Source organism: Nocardia sp. NPDC057227 (genome assembly GCF_042669725.1).
In the GTDB taxonomy this organism is placed as follows: Bacteria; Actinomycetota; Actinomycetes; order Mycobacteriales; family Mycobacteriaceae; genus Nocardia; species Nocardia asteroides_A.
Genome location: NZ_JBHUXA010000002.1, coordinates 377,192 through 392,149, shown reverse-complemented (window position 1 = coordinate 392,149; position 14,958 = coordinate 377,192). Strand labels below are relative to the sequence as shown.

The following is a 14,958-nucleotide window of genomic DNA, read 5'->3' as shown; positions in this document are numbered from 1 at the left end:
TAGGGATGCCCTCCCCGCCGGGGCTGTTCGGCGGGGAGGGCGGTACACCCCCTACCCGAGGTAGGAGATCATCTCGGGGTTCTACGAACCCCGAACCCCTGCAAGGGAACTGAGCGTTCCCGTGGCGCAGCTCAGTGGAACTGGCCTTCCTCGGTGCTGCCCTTCAGAGCGGCGGTCGAGGTGTTCGGATCGACGGTGGTGGCGATGCTGTCGAAGTAGCCGGCGCCGACCTCACGCTGGTGCTTGATGGCGGTGAAGCCACGCTCCTCGGCGGCCTTGAACTCGCGCTCCTGCAGGTCGACGAAGGCGGTCATGCCCTCGCGGGCGTAGCCGTGCGCCAGGTCGAACATGCCGTAGTTGAGCGAGTGGAAGCCGGCCAGCGTGATGAACTGGAACTTGAAGCCCATCGCGCCGAGCTCCTTCTGGAACTTCGCGATGGTCGCGTCGTCCAGGTGCGCCTTCCAGTTGAAGGAGGGCGAGCAGTTGTAGGCGAGCAGCTGGTCCGGGAACTCGCTGCGCACCGACTCGGCGAACCGCTTGGCGACCTCGAGATCCGGCACGCCGGTCTCCATCCAGATCAGGTCGGAGTAGGGCGCGTACGCCTTGGCGCGGGCGATGCAGGGCTCGATGCCGTTCTTCACGCCGTAGAAGCCCTCGGCGGTGCGGGTGCCGTCCAGGAACTCGCGATCGCGCTCGTCCACGTCGGAGGTCAGCAGGGTCGCGGCCTCGGCGTCGGTGCGGGCGATGACCACGGTCGGCACGCCCGCCACGTCGGCCGCGAGGCGGGCCGAGGTCAGGGTGCGGATGTGCTGCTGGGTCGGGATGAGCACCTTGCCACCGAGGTGGCCGCACTTCTTCTCCGAGGCCAGCTGGTCCTCCCAGTGCGAGCCGGCGACGCCGGCCGCGATCATGGCCTTCTGCAGCTCGTAGACGTTCAGCGCACCGCCGAAGCCGGCCTCGCCGTCGGCCACGATCGGGGCCAGCCAGTTGCCGACGGTGTTGTCGCCCTCGACCTTGGCGATCTCGTCGGCGCGCAGCAGCGCGTTGTTGATCCGGCGCACCACCTGCGGCACCGAGTTGGCCGGGTAGAGGCTCTGGTCCGGGTAGGTGTGGCCGGAGAGGTTCGCGTCGCCTGCGACCTGCCAGCCGGAGAGGTAGATCGCCTTGAGGCCGGCGCGCACCTGCTGCACGGCCTGGTTGCCGGTGAGGGCGCCGAGCGAGTTGATGTAGTCCTCGTTGGTGACGAGATCCCAGAGGATCTCGGAGCCGCGGCGGGCGAGGGTGTGCTCCTCGACGACGGTGCCCTGCAGCTTCACCACCTGGTCCGCGGTGTAGTTACGGGTGACGCCGTTCCAGCGCGGGTTGGTGTCCCAGTCCTGCTGGATTTCCGCAGCGGTCTTCGGGGTGCCGGTGGTCGACATCTCTACTCCACTTTCTCGTCTGTTGGTACTCGCCGGTACGGGCTAGCCGTTCGATCTGCTGGCGAGTCGCTTTACAGGCTTGCTAGGCCCTGGGGGTGTACTTCCACACGATTGCACATCACAAAACTGGCGTCTACCTGTAGTTATTGTGAATTCGAGCTAGCTTTGCGAGGTCATCTGTTAAGCCTGCGAAATTAGCCGCTCGATTGCAAAGAGCGAAGCTACCCAACGGTAGGTCTGACGTGCGGTTTCAGCGTAACGCTCGTACTGTTTGGCGCCGCGGGCGGTTCGGCCGAGCCGTGGGGTCCCCCTCCCGCACTGTGAGCACCTTCACAGCGCGGTGCGCACCCGCGCCCGCCGTGCGGCAGACTCGGACGGGTATCCGCGGCGGATCGTCGCCGCGGCGAGATCCACCGGACAGGAGCACGATGCGCAACCCCTGGACCGCGCCGGTGCGCGCACTCGCCGCGAGCGCCTGCGCGCTCGCCTGCGCCGCCACCCTCGCCGCGGGCCCCGCCGCCGCGCAGCCCGCGGCGGGCACGCCGCTCTCGGTCGAGCCGCTGCCCGCGGCGGCGGCGATGCCGGGAGCCGCGGGCACGGCCCGGCTCCTCTACCGGAGCACGACCGTCGGCGAAACGCCTGCGACGGCGAGCGCGGCCGTCTACTTCCCGGCCGGGCCCGCTCCGGCGGGCGGCTGGCCGGTGATCGCCTGGGCGCACGGCACCGTCGGCCTCGGCGACGACTGCGCGTACAGCGTCGGCGGCCCGTCGGCGGTCGAGCGCGACCGCTCCTACCTCGGCACCTGGCTGGAGCAGGGCTACGCGGTGGTGGCCGCCGACTACGCCGGGCTCGGCGTGCCCGGCGACCATCCGTACCTGAACGGCCGGGTCGCCGCACACAACGTGGTCGACGCGGTGCGCGCCGCGCACACCCGCTACCCCGAGCTGTCCAACCGCTGGGCCGTTGTCGGCCAGTCGCAGGGCGGCGGGGCCGCGGTCTTCACCGCGCGCTACGCCACCGAGTTCGGCGGGCCCGAGCTCGACTACCGCGGCGCCGTCGCGACCGGGCTGCCCGCGTATCTCGAGGAGGTGTTCCTCGCGCTCGGCCCGAACGTGCCGCCGGTCCCGATCGGCACCCACCTCACCGCCTACGTGCTCTACGTGCTCGACGGGCTGCGCCAGACCCACCCCGAGCTCGATATCGCGGGGCTGCTCACCGACGAGGGCAGGAACTTGCTCGCCCGCGCGGGCACCAGCTGCATCGAGCCCTTCTCCGACGAGCTGCGCGGCGTCGCCATCGGCGACCTGTTCGCGAGGCCGCTCGCGAGCCTGCCGGATGCCTTCGGTGTGCTGGCCCGCCAGTTCGGGCTGCCGGATTCCGGCTACGACCGCCCGCTCTTCATCGGCCAGGGGCTCTACGACACCGACGTGGTGACCCCGCAGGCGCTGCGCTGGGCCGCGGTCACCGCCGCGAAGGGCGAGCCGATCCGGCTGCACACCTACTTCGAGGACCACAGCGGAACTGTGAACGCCTCCCTCCCCGACTCCACGCCGTTCGTCCGCGAGCTCTTCGGCGGCTGACTCGACCCATAGCCGCCCGCTACCACCGAGCAACCCCGTGGCGCGGCCCGCGACGGCCCGGGGACAGCCCCCGGCTCACTGCCCGTAACCCGGGCGCAATCCCGCTCGAATACCGTCGCGAAGATGGCTTACTCCGAGCGCCGGACTGTGCTCGAACACAATGCCGGTGGAACGGTGCGCGTGCGGATCCGAGGAGTTTCCGGAGCACACCCCTATTTGTCCCGTGGGGACGATATGGTGTGCGTCACGTGCGACGACTTGGGGACGGGTGTCGATCACGATTGCCCGCCCGCGGCCGCACGCTGATCGGAGCAAGCTGATGCGCGACATCGTCGACGACCTGCTGCGGGTCTGGCATTCGGGCCGGACCGGCGGACTGGCCACCATCGTGCGCGCTGTCGGCTCCACCTCGTTGCCGGTGGGGGCCGCCACGCTGATCGATCCGGAGGGGGGTGTATTCGGATCGATCGCCTCCGGCCGGTTGGAGGAGGCGGTTTTCGAGGGGGCGCTGCGCGCGACCAGAACCGGGCATCGGGCACTGCACCGGTTCGATGTGCTCTCCGGGGTGGAGACCGCCTCGGACGGCGACGACACCGTCGACATCTTCATCGAGCCGTTCTCCCGCTGGACCTTCCCCGAGTTCCCGACCGTGGCCGCGGAGATCGCCGCGCACCGGCGGGTCACCGTCTTCACGGTGGTCTGGAATCCGGACCCGGACGTCATCGGGCAGCATCTGATCACCGACAAGAAGCACGCCACCGAGCTGGTCGCGCTCCCGGAGTCGGACGTCTTCGTCTCGTCGTTCTCGCCGCCGCCGCGGCTGATCGTCTTCGGCGCGAACGCCTACGCCGCCGCGCTCACCGCGCAGGCCAGGCTGATCGGCTGCCGGGTGACGATCTGCGATTCCCGGCCGGAGTTCGCGGTGCCGGAGTCGTTCCCCGGCGCCGAGGTGGTCTGCGACTGGCCGCACCGCTTCCTGAACACGCTGGCCGCGCAGGGCGAGATCGAGAGCGATACCGGCATCGTCGTGCTCGCGCACGAGCCCAAGTTCGAGATTCCGCTGCTCACCGTCGCGCTCCGGCTGCCATCGCTCGGCTACCTGGCGGCGCTCGGCTCCGCCACCGCGCACGCCCGCAGGCTGGACGATCTGCGCGCGGGCGGGTTCGACGAGCGCACGCTGGCCAAGCTGCACATCCCGGCCGGGCTGACCATGGGCGCGCGGAACCCGGCCGAGACCGCGGTCTTCATCACCGCCGAGCTGCTCGCCGCGCGCGGCGGGCAGGCGGAGCGGCGCGCCTCCTGGTCGGAGCGGGCCGCCGTCGGGCTGAGCGGGTAGCGCCGGGCGCGGATGGTTCGGCGCCCCCGGGTGGTTGCACCCGGGGTGAATCCACTCAGCACGCTGCTGGAGGCCGAGCTGCACATCGGCGGCTCCGCGATCCTGTGGCGCGAGATCATCGGCAACGGTTTCGGGCTGGCCTCGGCCGTCGGCGGCATGCGGCGCCGGGTGTGGGCGTGGCCGGTCGGGATCGTCGGGAACGGGCTGCTGTTCACGGTGTTCGTCGGCGGCGTCTTCAATACGCCGCAGCAGGTGAACATGGCCGGGCAGGCCGGGCGGCAGCTGGTTTTCCTCGCGGTCGGGGTGTACGGGTGGTGGCGCTGGTACCGGAGCCGCGGCGGCGGGGCGCCCGCGGTGCTGCCGCGCTGGGCGACCGGGCGGGAGCGGGTGCTGCTCGGGCTCGCGATGGTCGTCGGCACCGGGGTGTTCGCGGTGCTCTTCGCGCGAATCGGCTCGTACGGGCCGCTCGCCGAGGCGTGGATCTTCACCGGCTCGGTGCTCGCCACCTACGGGATGGCGCGCGGGCTGGCCGAGTTCTGGCTGATCTGGATCGGGGTCGATCTGGTGGGGGTGCCGCTGCTGCTGAAGGCCGGGTACTACCCGTCTGCCGTGCTCTATCTGGTGTACGCCGGGTTCGTGGTGTGGGGCTTCGTCGTGTGGGTGCGCAGCATGCGCCCCGCGGTGACCCCGCTCGCCAATGCCCCGGCCGGAGCGGGCTGATTCGCCGGTCGGCGGCGCTTCCCGCTTGCGCCCGCTGCTCAGGCGTGGAGAGTGGGTGACGTGATCCTCACCGTGACAATGAGTCCCGCGTACGACACGACCTATCGGGTGGAGCGGCTGGAGCGCGGCGGGGCGCACCGGGTGAGCTCGGTGGAGCAGCGCATCGGGGGCAAGGGGGTCAATGTCACGCGGGTGCTGAACCAGCTCGGCCGCTACGCCAGGGCCACCGGCTTCGCCGATCACGCCTTCGCCGCCGCCGCCGAGCTGGAGCTGCCGAACGACTTCGTGCTCGCACTCCCCTGGGTCCGGCGCACCCTGATGATCGGCGAATCCGCCGACGGCACCGCCACCGAATTCGCCGAGCCCGGCGCGCGGGTCTCCCATCCGCACGCCGCCGACCAGCTCTCGGTCCGCATCCGGGGCCTGCTCCCCGGCAGCACCGGGCTGGTGATCGCCGGAACCCTGCCGATCGGCATCGAGGACTCGCTACCCGCCGAACTCGCCACCGCCGCGATCGAGGCGGGCGTCCCCACCGTCTGCGACCTCAGCGGCGAAGCGCTGCGGCTGGCCGCCCGAGTGCCAGGCGTCGTGCTCTGCGGCAGCTTCGCCGACCTGACCGGAGGCAGCGGCGACCTCGACGCGCTGCTCCCCGCCACCGAGCGGTTGATCGCAGGCGGGGCCGCGGGCGTCGTCGCCGTCCGCGGCCCCGCCGACCTGGTTGCCCGCACCCCCGACGGATGCTGGTGGGCCCGGCTCCCCGACCCACCCGCGGGCAACCCGACCGGTGCGGGCGATGCCGCCACCGCCGCGGTGATCGCCGCCCTCTCGCACACCCCGTCCCCCGGTTGGCCTGCCCTGCTCACCGACGCTGTCGCCACCTCCGCTGCCGCGGTGGTCGTTCCGGCGGCCGGGGAGATCGATCGGGCGTTGCGGGAGCGGGTCTTGTCCGAGGTCGTCGTCACCGAAGCGGAGCCGTCACCGCTGCCGTAGTACCGGCGCCGACATCGGAAGTCACGCGCTGAGTGCGAGTTTCGATGCAGAACGACCGGCCTCCGCTAGGGAGACCGGCCGTCGCTGGCGGGAAAACAAGCATTCGATGTTCGTACTCGAGGCATCGGCGCGGTTCGATCTCGTGCGGGCACCGGGGATGGCGGGGAGGCGGCGGGAGCCGGCGGTGAGGTCGATGGCGAGGTCCTGGTAGCCGAGGGCGAGTTCGGCGAGGAGTTCCCAGGCCTCGTGCACCTGCCCCTTCGGGGCGGAGGAGAGGGCGGCGTGCGCGAGGGCGCAGTGCTCGGCCAGGCGGTCGAGGACGGAGCCGAGGGTTTCGGTGTGCATGCGAGCGCCGCCGCGCGGGACGGGAAGTTCGGCGGCGACCCAGTGGTCGATCGCGAGGGCAAGGGTCTGGCGGCCGGCGTGGAAGTGGGTCGCGTCCACTTCCTCGCGCAGTCGGCGCTCGTGCAGCCCGGCCAGTAGGTGGATGCCGCGGAGGAGGGGGTGGTCGTCGCGGGGCTCTACTCGACAGGCAAGCAGCAGAGCATCTTTGGCGGGCAGGACCGCGTGCTTCATCTCGCCGCCCCCTGAAGTGGCCGCGCGGCCGATGACCAGCCGAAGCGCCGCCCGGACTCGCCGAGACGGCCTTTCTCCCATGGCGATTCATTGACGGCGAGGGTGACCGCTTCCAGCGCGGTGAGGCCGAGCAGCAGGGTCAGCGCCTGCAGCGACGCCAGTTCCTCGACGGTGCGCATGGCGGCCGTCGCCTGCTCGGTGGTGAGCGTGCGCCCGCGCAGATACGAGACGACCCAGCTGTCCTCGGCCACGCGTCTGGCCTGATGTCTGCTTCGTTCGGTCACCATCCAGCGACCATCGATGACATGTACGGACATAGCCCCTAACCCCTTGCTCTCCCCCGGCCCCGACGGTGACGAGACCGTGTGACAGCAGCCACGCTACTGTCGTAAACTATACAAGTCAACTTACGATAAGAAGTCCAACGGCAGGCGGCAGTAGGATCCCGCCATGCCCTTGTCACCCGCGGTCGCGCGTTGGGAGCTGGCACGGCGCTTGCGGCAGCGGCGCCTCGAGCTCGGTATCGGCGCCGCTGCACTCACCACGCAGCTCGACGTCTCGGCCGCTTACTGGTCGCACATCGAGAACGAGCGGAATCTGGTGCCCGAGGACAAACTCGAACAGCTTCTCGACATCCTGGAGATCGACGAGAGCGAACAGCACGAATTCCTCGCCCTGCGCGAGGCCGCGCGGCAACGCGGCTGGTGGGCCGCGCATCCCGGGCTCTTCGACGAGGAGCTCACCCGCTACTACGGCATGGAGTGGGGCGCGCACACCATCCGCAGCTATGAGAGCGTGATGATGCCCGGGCTGCTCCAGGGCGAGGAATTCATTCGCGCGCTGATGAATTCGCGCAGCGCCACCGTCGCGCCGGTCGAGGCGGAGGAGCGGGTGCGGGCGCGGCTCACCCGGCAGCGCCGGCTCACCGACGCGGAGGATCCGCTGCACCTCACCGTCGTGCTCGGCGAGGCGGTGCTGCACCAGCAGCTCGGCGGGCCCGAGGTGCTCGCCAGGCAGCTACGGCACCTGGTCGTGGTGGCGGAGGAGCACCCGGCGACGGTCGACCTCCGCGTGATCCCCTTCGCCGACGCGGGTTTCGTGCCCGCGGGATCGACATTCCACCTGCTCGACTTCGACCGGCCCAAGCTGCCGACGCTCGCCTGGTACGAGTCGGCCGTCTTCGGCGAGACCGTCGTGGACGATCCGGCGCGCAACCAGAACCGGGTCCGCGACCTCACCTACCTCTTCGAGCGCATGCACCGCGAAGCGCTCGGGCAGGTCGAATCGCTTGCCCTGATCCTGGATCGGGCCGCGGCGTTGGACGGTGCGCGATGAGCGAATGGTTCGTCTCGTCGTACTCGAGTGATCGGCAGACCTGCGTTGAGGTGCGGTTCCGCACGGGGCGCGTCGAGGTGCGCGACAGCAAATCGCCGAGCGGGAGCCCGGTTCTGAGCTGGCCCGCACATGAGTGGACGGCATTCACCGCAGCCATTCGGGCGGGCGCACTTCGCTGACCGGATCGCGGTCGTCGGGCAACCGCAGCCCGCGACGGCCGAAGGCCGTGACCAGGTCGGCGTAGCTGTCTGCCAGCTCGGCCAGCCGGAACCAGGCCGCGTGCACGCGGAGTGCCGCGAGGTCGTCGGCGGTCATGAGCAGGTGATAGGCCCGGACCTGCGTATAGGCGATGCGGTCGACGACTACGCCGAGAGTCTCGCCGGATGGGCGGGCGTCGGCGCGAGGCGCGGGTAGGTGACGCGCCGCCCAGGTGTCGACGGAAGAGATGAGTTCCTCTCGCCTACCGGGAAATTCGAGCTCCTGGTACAGCGCTCCGAGTTCGGTCGCGAGACGGGCTACCGGATGCGGGCCCACGTGATGCCCCCTGATCGCCGCGCACAGCTCCTCCGCCGATGGCGGGAGCTGGAACATCGCCGTACGACCCCGATCGGACAGCTCGTCAAGAGGTGGCTCGAGCCAGTAGCGTTGGGCAACATGAGCGACGTTGACCCGACGGCGCGAGCTGTACCCGCGAGCAAGCGACTGGCAGGGGAACTGCGCCACGCCATCGCTACGGGCGAACTCGGCCCCGGCGCACGCCTCCCGTCCGAGCGGGCACTCGCCGAGACTCATCGTGTAGCGCGCAATACCGCCAGGGAGGCCGTGCGGCTTCTCGCGGACGAAGGGCTGGTCACAGCGGTGCACGGCAAAGGCGTATTCGTTCGGGAACCGCAGCGGCTCCTGCGATTCGGGAGCAGCCGGTATTCGAATCAGCTGCGGGAGCGGACCGGGCTGTCGCCCTTCCGGGCCGAGGTCGCGGAGCAGGGCAGGGTGGCGCGGGTCGACTGCACGTCGATCACCCGGGTTGCGCCACCGGAGCGAGTGGCAGCTCGGCTCGGCCTCGATCCGGAGAGCGGCACCGTGGCCCGCCGGGAGAACTGGTACTACGCCGACGACGAGCCCGTGCAGGTCGGCGTGACCTACATTCCGTGGGCGGTCGCGGAGGACTCGGTCCTGGCGAGCTCGGCGCAGTTGGGCAAGGGCAGCCTGTATGCGCGTTTCGAGGAACGCGGACATCGGATCACCCGGATCCGGGAGGAGGTGTCCGCTCGGATGCCGTCACCGGACGAGGTCCGCGGGTTGGCGATCCCCGACGGAGTCCCGGTCCTCGAAGTGCTGCACACCGGAATCGACCAGGATGATCAGCCATTTGAGGTCACGCATTTCATCATGCGCGCCGATCTCAACGCTGTGGACTACAACATGCCCGTGGAGGACCGTTGACCGTCACCGTGCGCCCGCGAGCGGCGACCGACCTCGAGGCTTGCGCCCGGCTTCTGGTCGAGGTGCACCGAACCGACGGATATCCGGTCGAAGGTGTTGCCGAGCCGATTTCCTGGCTGACCCCGGGTAACGCCGTCGAAGCGTGGGTCGGCGAGGTCGAAGGGGCGGTGGTCGGGCACGCGCTGGTCTGCGCGGCGACAACTGCCGACGACGCTGCGCGGCTCTGGCTCGAACGAACGGCGGAGCCGCTTACGCGGGTGCTGGTATTCGGCCGCCTCTTCGTCGGCACCGCGGGCCGGAATCACGGTGTCGGCGAACGACTCGTGCGCACGGCGATGGCCTACGCGACCGACCGGGACAAGCGGCTCGTGCTCGATGTCATGGACAAGGACCGAGCCGCCATCCGGCTGTACGAGCGGCTCGGCTGGCAGCACATCGGCACCGTGACCCACCACTTCGGGGAGGGCGGAGAAACGGGCGCGCAGTGCTATGCGGCTCCCAGCTGATTCACAGGGGTATGCCGAGCAATTCGGAGCAACGGCGAGCAGGATGGACTGCGTCGTCATCGGACGACGGAATCACCGCCGGAGCGGATCAACTGCCCTGATCGTCCGGCGCGACGGCCGGTGCCGCTGCCCCCTCGCAGGCGGCACCGGCCGATTTCCGCTCCGGGGCGGCGAGCGGGGGCGCGAGCGAGCGGCCGGTGGCGGCGAGGTGCGCGGCGACCCGCGCGATGTCGTCGGGGCCCGCCTTCTCCTTGGCCAGGTCGCCGATGGCGGCGGCGATGTCCGTCGCCGTGATGTCGGTGCGGCCGCGGCCGCGCGCGAGTTCCTCGGCGACCAGTACGATCTCGGTGTCGGTGAGGTCGCGGTGCAGGACGGCGAGCAGCGCGACGTAGTCCGACTGCGGGACGCCCTGCGGGTACCCGGTGCGCAGCCAGTCGACGATGCGGCGCAGTAGGCCGGTTCGGTCGCTCATCGAATCCCCTCAGGCGCCGAAGATGTGCACGCCGAGCTTTGCCGCGAGGAACGCCTTCGCGACCCACAGCACCCCGCAGACGACGGCGGCGACGACGATCCCGAAGCAGGCGTACGCGCCCGCCCGCGCGAGGGCGCCGCCGACGGCGTAGAAGCGCACGCCGAAGGCGAAGACGGCGGGCAGCCCGGCGCCGAAGACGATGCCGGCGAGCACCACCTCGAGCAGCGCGTTCAGGTTGGTGACGACGGTGTTCACGCGGACTCCCGGTCGGCGGCGGGCAGCCGGTCGCCCGGCCACTCGTTGACATTGGCATCGGTGACCGGCGCGCGCCGGGAGCGCAGGTACATGAGCGTGGCGAGCGCGATCAGCACGGTGAAGACCACGAGCACCCCGGGCAGCCCGCCGACGAAGTGCGCCACCGCCCAGCACACCGCGCCGACCAGCCCGGCCATCGGCAGGGTGAGCAACCAGGCCACCGCCATGTGCCCCATGACCCGCCAGCGCACCTCGGCGCCCTTGCCGAGCCCGCTGCCGAGGATCGAGCCGGTGGCGGTCTGCGTGGTGGAGAGCGGCAGCCCGAAGTGCGCGGAGGTGAGGATGATGGCGGCGGCGGAGCTCTCGGCCGCCAGCCCCTGCGGGGAGTCGATCTCGACCAGCCCCCTGCCCAGTGTGCGGATGATTCGCCAGCCCCCCAGGTAGGTGCCTGCCGCGATGGCGACGGCGCAGGCCGCCATCACCCAGAGCGGCATTTCATCGTTAGCTGTGAGTGTGCCGTTGGCGACAAGCGCGAGGAAGATCACGCCCATGGTCTTCTGCGCGTCGTTGGTGCCGTGCGCCAGCGAGACCAGCGAGGCGGAGCCGATCTGCCCCCAGCGGAAGCCGGTCCGGACCGTATCGGCGTCGGCCCCCCTGGTGATCCGGTAGACGGCGCGGGTGCCGAGCGCGGCGACCAGCGCTGCCACCACCGGCGCGAGCAGCGCGGGTACGACGATCTTGGCGAGCACGCCGTCCGACCCGGCCTGCCAGATCACCCCGCTCCAGCCGAGCGCCGCGAGCGTGGCGCCGATGAGCCCACCGAACAGCGCGTGCGATGAACTCGATGGGAGCCCGAAAAGCCAGGTCAGCAGGTTCCAGAGGATGCCGCCGACGAGTCCGGCGAAGACGATGACGAGCAGTTCCTGCCCGCTGACGGCATCGAGCCGGACGATGCCCTTGGCCACCGTCGCGGCCACCGCCACCGAGAGGAAGGCGCCGATCAGGTTCAACACGGCGGAGAGCGCCACCGCCACCCGGGGCCGCAGCGCCCCGGTCGCGATGGAGGTGGCCATCGCATTGGCGGTGTCGTGGAACCCGTTCGTGAAGTCGAAGGCGAGCGCGGTGATCACGACGATCACGAGAACCAGGAGCTCTACGGACACCTCCACAGTGTGGCGGGTTCACCCTGCATTTACCACCAGTTTGCCCATCGTTGTGAATGGGTAATGGGTCACAGCAGCAGGGCCCTGATCGCATCGATGGTGTCCGCCTCGGCGGGCGTTTTGTCCGGCCGGTACCGCACCACCCTGGCGAAACGCAGCGCGACGCCGCCGGGGTAGCGGGTGCTGGTCTGCACCCCGTCCAGCGCGATCTCCACCACCAGCGCCGGGTGCAGCAGCACGGTGTGCTCGTCCCTGGCGCGCTCGTGCCGGGGGAACTCCGCGGTCTGCCAGTGCAGCAGGGCGTCGGTGAGGCCCTTGAAGGTCTTGCCGACCATGATCGGCTCGCCGCCGTCCGGGTCGCGGGCGCCGAGGTGCAGGTTGGAGAGGTAGCCGGTGCGCCTGCCGTACCCCCACTCGGCGCCGAGGACCACCAGGTCGACGGTGTGCGTCGGCTTGATCTTCTGCCAGGCCCTTCCGCGCCTGCCCGCGGCGTACGGCGCGGTCAGCGACTTGACCATGACGCCCTCGTGCCCGGCGGCGAGCGCGCCGTCGAAGTACTCGGCGGCGGTCTCGGCGTCGGGGCGCAGCAGCGCGGGGATGCAGTGCTCGGCGGCGACCTGCTCCAGCGCCTGCCTGCGCTCGGCGAGCGGGGCGTCGAGCAGGTCGCGGCCGTCCAGGTGCAGGCAGTCGAAGAAGTAGGGGTGCAGGAGGAGCTCGCGGGTGGAGGCGACCGGGCGGACGGCGGGGTCGTCGCTGCCCGCCGGGACCGGGCGGGCAGCACCGTCCGCCGGCTCCAGGATGGCGAAGCGGCTCATGGTCTCCTGGAACGGGCGCGGGCGGCCCGCGTCGGTGAGCGCGAGGGTCTCGCCGTCCAGCACCACCGAGGTGCACGGCAGCGCGCGGACCAGGCGGACCAGTTCGGGCACGCTCGCGGTGATGTCGCGCAGGGTGCGGGTGTAGACGCTGACCTCGTCGCCGTCGCGGTGCACCTGGATCCGGGCGCCGTCCAGCTTGTGCTCCAGGCCGACCTCGCCGTCGAACTCGCCGAGCGCCTCCTCCAGGCTGGCGCCGGGCGCGGCGAGCATGGGCTGCACCGGGCGCCCGACCTCCAGTCGGAACTCGGCCAGCGCGGCCGCGCCGCCGCGGCGGGCGGTGACGGCGGTGAGCGGCAGCTCGCCGCAGAGCATGTGCGCGCGGCGCACCGCGGCCACCGGGATGCCCTCGGCCTTGGCGACTGCCTCGGCGACCAGTGCGGTGAGCGCGCCCTGGCGCAGTTCGCCGGTGAGCAGGCGGATCAGGAACTCGCGCTCGGCGGAGGTCGCGCTGCCGAACAGCTCGGTGAGCAGCTCCTTCCGGTGGGCCGCCGAGCCGGCGCCGGAGATCCCGGCCAGCTCGGTGAAGGCGGCGTCGACCTCGGCCACGGAGAGTCGCGGTTCCTCGGCCGGGGCCACATCCAGCCCGGACAGCGTGCGCCACCCGGTCCCGATCCGGCCCTGGCGCAGCTCACCGGAGAGCCACGCGGTCACAGCCGCGAGTTCGGCGTCTTCCCCGGCGGCGCGCAACACCTCGGCGAGCGCTTCGGTCTTCGTTTTCCGTGATCGGGTGGCCCGCACGCTCTCCGAGACCCGCACGACATCGGCGAACAGCACGTACTCGAATCTAGCCGCAGGCACCGACAGCAAACCCCGGTGCTGTGACCAGCATTGCTAACTCCGTTATGGCCGGACTGCTAATCAGTTCGTAGACTCGGCCGCATGGCTAAAACCTACGTCGGCGCGCGGCTCCGCCAGCTGCGCACCGAGCGAGGGCTGAGCCAGGTCTCGCTCGCGCAGAAGCTGGAGATCTCGGCGAGCTACCTCAATCAGATCGAGCACGATGTACGCCCGCTGACCGTACCGGTGCTGCTCAAGATCAGCGAGCTGTTCGGCGTCGACGCCACCTTCTTCTCCTCGCAGGACGACACGCGCCTCATCGCCGAGCTGCAGGAGGTGGTGCTGGATCAGGAGCTGGGCATCGAGGCCGACACCAAGGAGATCGCGGACATCGTCTCGGCGCACCCGAGCATGGCCCGCGCCCTCGTCGCCATGCACAACCGGTACCGCAACACCTCCGCCCAGCTGGCCGCGGCCACCGAGGACCGGTTCTCCGACGGCTCGGGCAGCGGCGCCATCAGCAAGCCGCACGAGGAGGTGCGCGACTACTTCTACCAGCGGCAGAACTACATCCACGAGCTGGACACCGCCGCCGAGGACCTGACCACCCGGATCCGCTTCCACGGCGCCGACGTGAACATCGAGGTGGCCAGGATGCTGCGCGGCCACGGGGTGCGGATCGCGGAGCGGATCGATCTCGGCGAGGGCGTGCTGCACCGGTACGACCCGGCGGAGAAGCTGCTGGAGATCGCGCCGCACCTCTCCGGCGGGCAGCGCAGCTTCAAGCTCGCGGCGGAGCTGGCCTACTTCGAGTGCGGCGAGCTGATGGAGAAGCTGGTCGACGAGGGCAACTTCGCCTCCGACGACGCCCGCAAGCTGGCCCTGCTCGGGCTGGCCAGCTACTACGCCGCCGCGATCGTGCTGCCGTACACGCACTTCCACGAGGTCGCCGAGGACTTCCGGTACGACATCGAGCGGCTCTCGGCCTTCTTCACGCAGAGCTACGAGACCGTCTGCCACCGGCTCTCCACGCTGCAGCGGCCGGAGCTGCGCGGGGTCCCGTTCTCCTTCGTCCGGGTGGACCGGGCGGGCAATATGTCGAAGCGGCAGTCCGCGACCGGTTTCCACTTCTCCTCCAGCGGCGGCACCTGCCCGCTCTGGAACGTCTACGAGACCTTCGCCTACCCGGGCAAGATCATGACCCAGATCGCGCAGATGCCGGACGGCCGCAAATACCTGTGGGTGGCGCGCACGGTGGAACGCAGGGCGACCCGCTACGGCCAGCCGAGCAAGACCTTCGCCATCGGCCTCGGCTGCGAGCTGCGGCACGCGGGCCGGGTGGTCTACGCCGACGGCATCGACCTGCCCGAGGTGCAGCCGACCCCGATCGGGGCGGGCTGCCGGGTGTGCGAGCGGGCCAACTGCCCGCAGCGCGCCTTTCCGCCGCTCGGCAAGAAGCTGGACATCAGCGAGCACCGCAGCTCGGTCTCGCCGTACGTCCTGCAGTAG

Annotated in this window: 17 protein-coding genes; 9 read left to right on the top strand and 8 right to left on the bottom strand. The window is 70.6% G+C overall.

Annotated elements, in window-relative coordinates; all coding sequences use genetic code 11:
* Window positions 1–131: 131 nt before the first annotated feature.
* The gene (gene aceA / locus ACFUJ1_RS05145) at window positions 132–1,421 is read right to left on the bottom strand and encodes an isocitrate lyase (protein ID WP_233020769.1); all 1,290 of its coding nucleotides are present in this window, start codon (window positions 1,419–1,421) and stop codon (window positions 132–134) included.
* Between the two features lie 428 nt (window positions 1,422–1,849).
* Between aceA and ACFUJ1_RS05140 the strand changes: the two genes are divergently transcribed.
* From ACFUJ1_RS05140 to ACFUJ1_RS05125, 4 genes are all read left to right on the top strand, one after another.
* Window positions 1,850–3,001 carry a lipase family protein gene (locus ACFUJ1_RS05140; protein ID WP_378642649.1) on the top strand — a complete coding sequence of 384 codons (1,152 nt, stop codon included), beginning with the start codon at window positions 1,850–1,852 and terminating at the stop codon, window positions 2,999–3,001.
* A 319-nt stretch (window positions 3,002–3,320) separates the two neighbouring features.
* Entirely contained in the window at window positions 3,321–4,337 is a 1,017-nt protein-coding gene (locus ACFUJ1_RS05135) for an XdhC family protein (RefSeq protein WP_378642647.1), read from the top strand.
* 45 nt (window positions 4,338–4,382) lie between these two features.
* The gene (locus ACFUJ1_RS05130) at window positions 4,383–5,057 is read left to right on the top strand and encodes a nicotinamide riboside transporter PnuC (RefSeq protein WP_378642645.1); all 675 of its coding nucleotides are present in this window, start codon (window positions 4,383–4,385) and stop codon (window positions 5,055–5,057) included.
* A gap of 78 nt (window positions 5,058–5,135) precedes the next feature.
* On the top strand, window positions 5,136–6,047 hold the full coding sequence (locus ACFUJ1_RS05125) for a PfkB family carbohydrate kinase (RefSeq protein WP_378642958.1): 912 nt from the start codon (window positions 5,136–5,138) through the stop codon (window positions 6,045–6,047).
* Between the two features lie 21 nt (window positions 6,048–6,068).
* Here ACFUJ1_RS05125 and ACFUJ1_RS05120 read toward each other — a convergent pair whose 3' ends face one another.
* Together ACFUJ1_RS05120 and ACFUJ1_RS05115 are read right to left on the bottom strand one after the other, a co-directional pair.
* Window positions 6,069–6,623 carry a DUF4254 domain-containing protein gene (locus ACFUJ1_RS05120; RefSeq protein WP_378642642.1) on the bottom strand — a complete coding sequence of 185 codons (555 nt, stop codon included), beginning with the start codon at window positions 6,621–6,623 and terminating at the stop codon, window positions 6,069–6,071.
* Window positions 6,620–6,910, bottom strand: coding sequence for a hypothetical protein (locus ACFUJ1_RS05115; protein ID WP_378642640.1), 291 nt, complete (start codon window positions 6,908–6,910; stop codon window positions 6,620–6,622). The genes ACFUJ1_RS05120 and ACFUJ1_RS05115 overlap by 4 nt, the downstream gene beginning before the upstream one ends.
* Before the next feature lie 163 nt (window positions 6,911–7,073).
* Between ACFUJ1_RS05115 and ACFUJ1_RS05110 the strand changes: the two genes are divergently transcribed.
* Together ACFUJ1_RS05110 and ACFUJ1_RS05105 are read left to right on the top strand one after the other, a co-directional pair.
* Window positions 7,074–7,958: a DUF5753 domain-containing protein gene (locus tag ACFUJ1_RS05110; protein ID WP_378642637.1), complete on the top strand. Its 885-nt coding sequence runs from the start codon at window positions 7,074–7,076 to the stop codon at window positions 7,956–7,958.
* On the top strand, window positions 7,955–8,137 hold the full coding sequence (locus ACFUJ1_RS05105; protein WP_378642636.1) for a DUF397 domain-containing protein: 183 nt from the start codon (window positions 7,955–7,957) through the stop codon (window positions 8,135–8,137). Before ACFUJ1_RS05110 ends, ACFUJ1_RS05105 begins: the two co-directional genes overlap by 4 nt.
* Here ACFUJ1_RS05105 and ACFUJ1_RS05100 read toward each other — a convergent pair.
* Window positions 8,103–8,549, bottom strand: coding sequence for a DUF4254 domain-containing protein (locus ACFUJ1_RS05100; RefSeq protein ID WP_378642633.1), 447 nt, complete (start codon window positions 8,547–8,549; stop codon window positions 8,103–8,105). The two genes, ACFUJ1_RS05105 and ACFUJ1_RS05100, sit on opposite strands and share 35 nt — an antisense overlap.
* Before the next feature lie 63 nt (window positions 8,550–8,612).
* Here ACFUJ1_RS05100 and ACFUJ1_RS05095 point away from each other — a divergent pair, with 63 nt between their 5' ends.
* Together ACFUJ1_RS05095 and ACFUJ1_RS05090 are read left to right on the top strand one after the other, a co-directional pair.
* On the top strand, window positions 8,613–9,401 hold the full coding sequence (locus ACFUJ1_RS05095) for a GntR family transcriptional regulator (protein ID WP_378642630.1): 789 nt from the start codon (window positions 8,613–8,615) through the stop codon (window positions 9,399–9,401).
* Entirely contained in the window at window positions 9,398–9,907 is a 510-nt protein-coding gene (locus ACFUJ1_RS05090; RefSeq protein ID WP_378642628.1) for a GNAT family N-acetyltransferase, read from the top strand. The genes ACFUJ1_RS05095 and ACFUJ1_RS05090 overlap by 4 nt, the downstream gene beginning before the upstream one ends.
* An 88-nt stretch (window positions 9,908–9,995) precedes the next feature.
* Here the strand turns inward: ACFUJ1_RS05090 and ACFUJ1_RS05085 are convergent, their stop codons facing one another.
* From ACFUJ1_RS05085 to ACFUJ1_RS05070, 4 genes are all read right to left on the bottom strand, one after another.
* The gene (locus ACFUJ1_RS05085; RefSeq protein WP_378642625.1) at window positions 9,996–10,379 is read right to left on the bottom strand and encodes a DUF3349 domain-containing protein; all 384 of its coding nucleotides are present in this window, start codon (window positions 10,377–10,379) and stop codon (window positions 9,996–9,998) included.
* 9 nt (window positions 10,380–10,388) lie between these two features.
* Window positions 10,389–10,634 carry a hypothetical protein gene (locus tag ACFUJ1_RS05080; protein WP_378642622.1) on the bottom strand — a complete coding sequence of 82 codons (246 nt, stop codon included), beginning with the start codon at window positions 10,632–10,634 and terminating at the stop codon, window positions 10,389–10,391.
* Window positions 10,631–11,797: an anion permease gene (locus ACFUJ1_RS05075; RefSeq protein WP_378642620.1), complete on the bottom strand. Its 1,167-nt coding sequence runs from the start codon at window positions 11,795–11,797 to the stop codon at window positions 10,631–10,633. Before ACFUJ1_RS05075 ends, ACFUJ1_RS05080 begins: the two co-directional genes overlap by 4 nt.
* 68 nt (window positions 11,798–11,865) lie before the next feature.
* Window positions 11,866–13,446: an ATP-dependent DNA ligase gene (locus tag ACFUJ1_RS05070; protein ID WP_378642617.1), complete on the bottom strand. Its 1,581-nt coding sequence runs from the start codon at window positions 13,444–13,446 to the stop codon at window positions 11,866–11,868.
* Between the two features lie 105 nt (window positions 13,447–13,551).
* Between ACFUJ1_RS05070 and ramB the strand changes: the two genes are divergently transcribed.
* Complete coding sequence (gene ramB / locus ACFUJ1_RS05065; RefSeq protein WP_378642615.1) at window positions 13,552–14,958, top strand: acetate metabolism transcriptional regulator RamB; 1,407 nt, start codon at window positions 13,552–13,554, stop codon at window positions 14,956–14,958.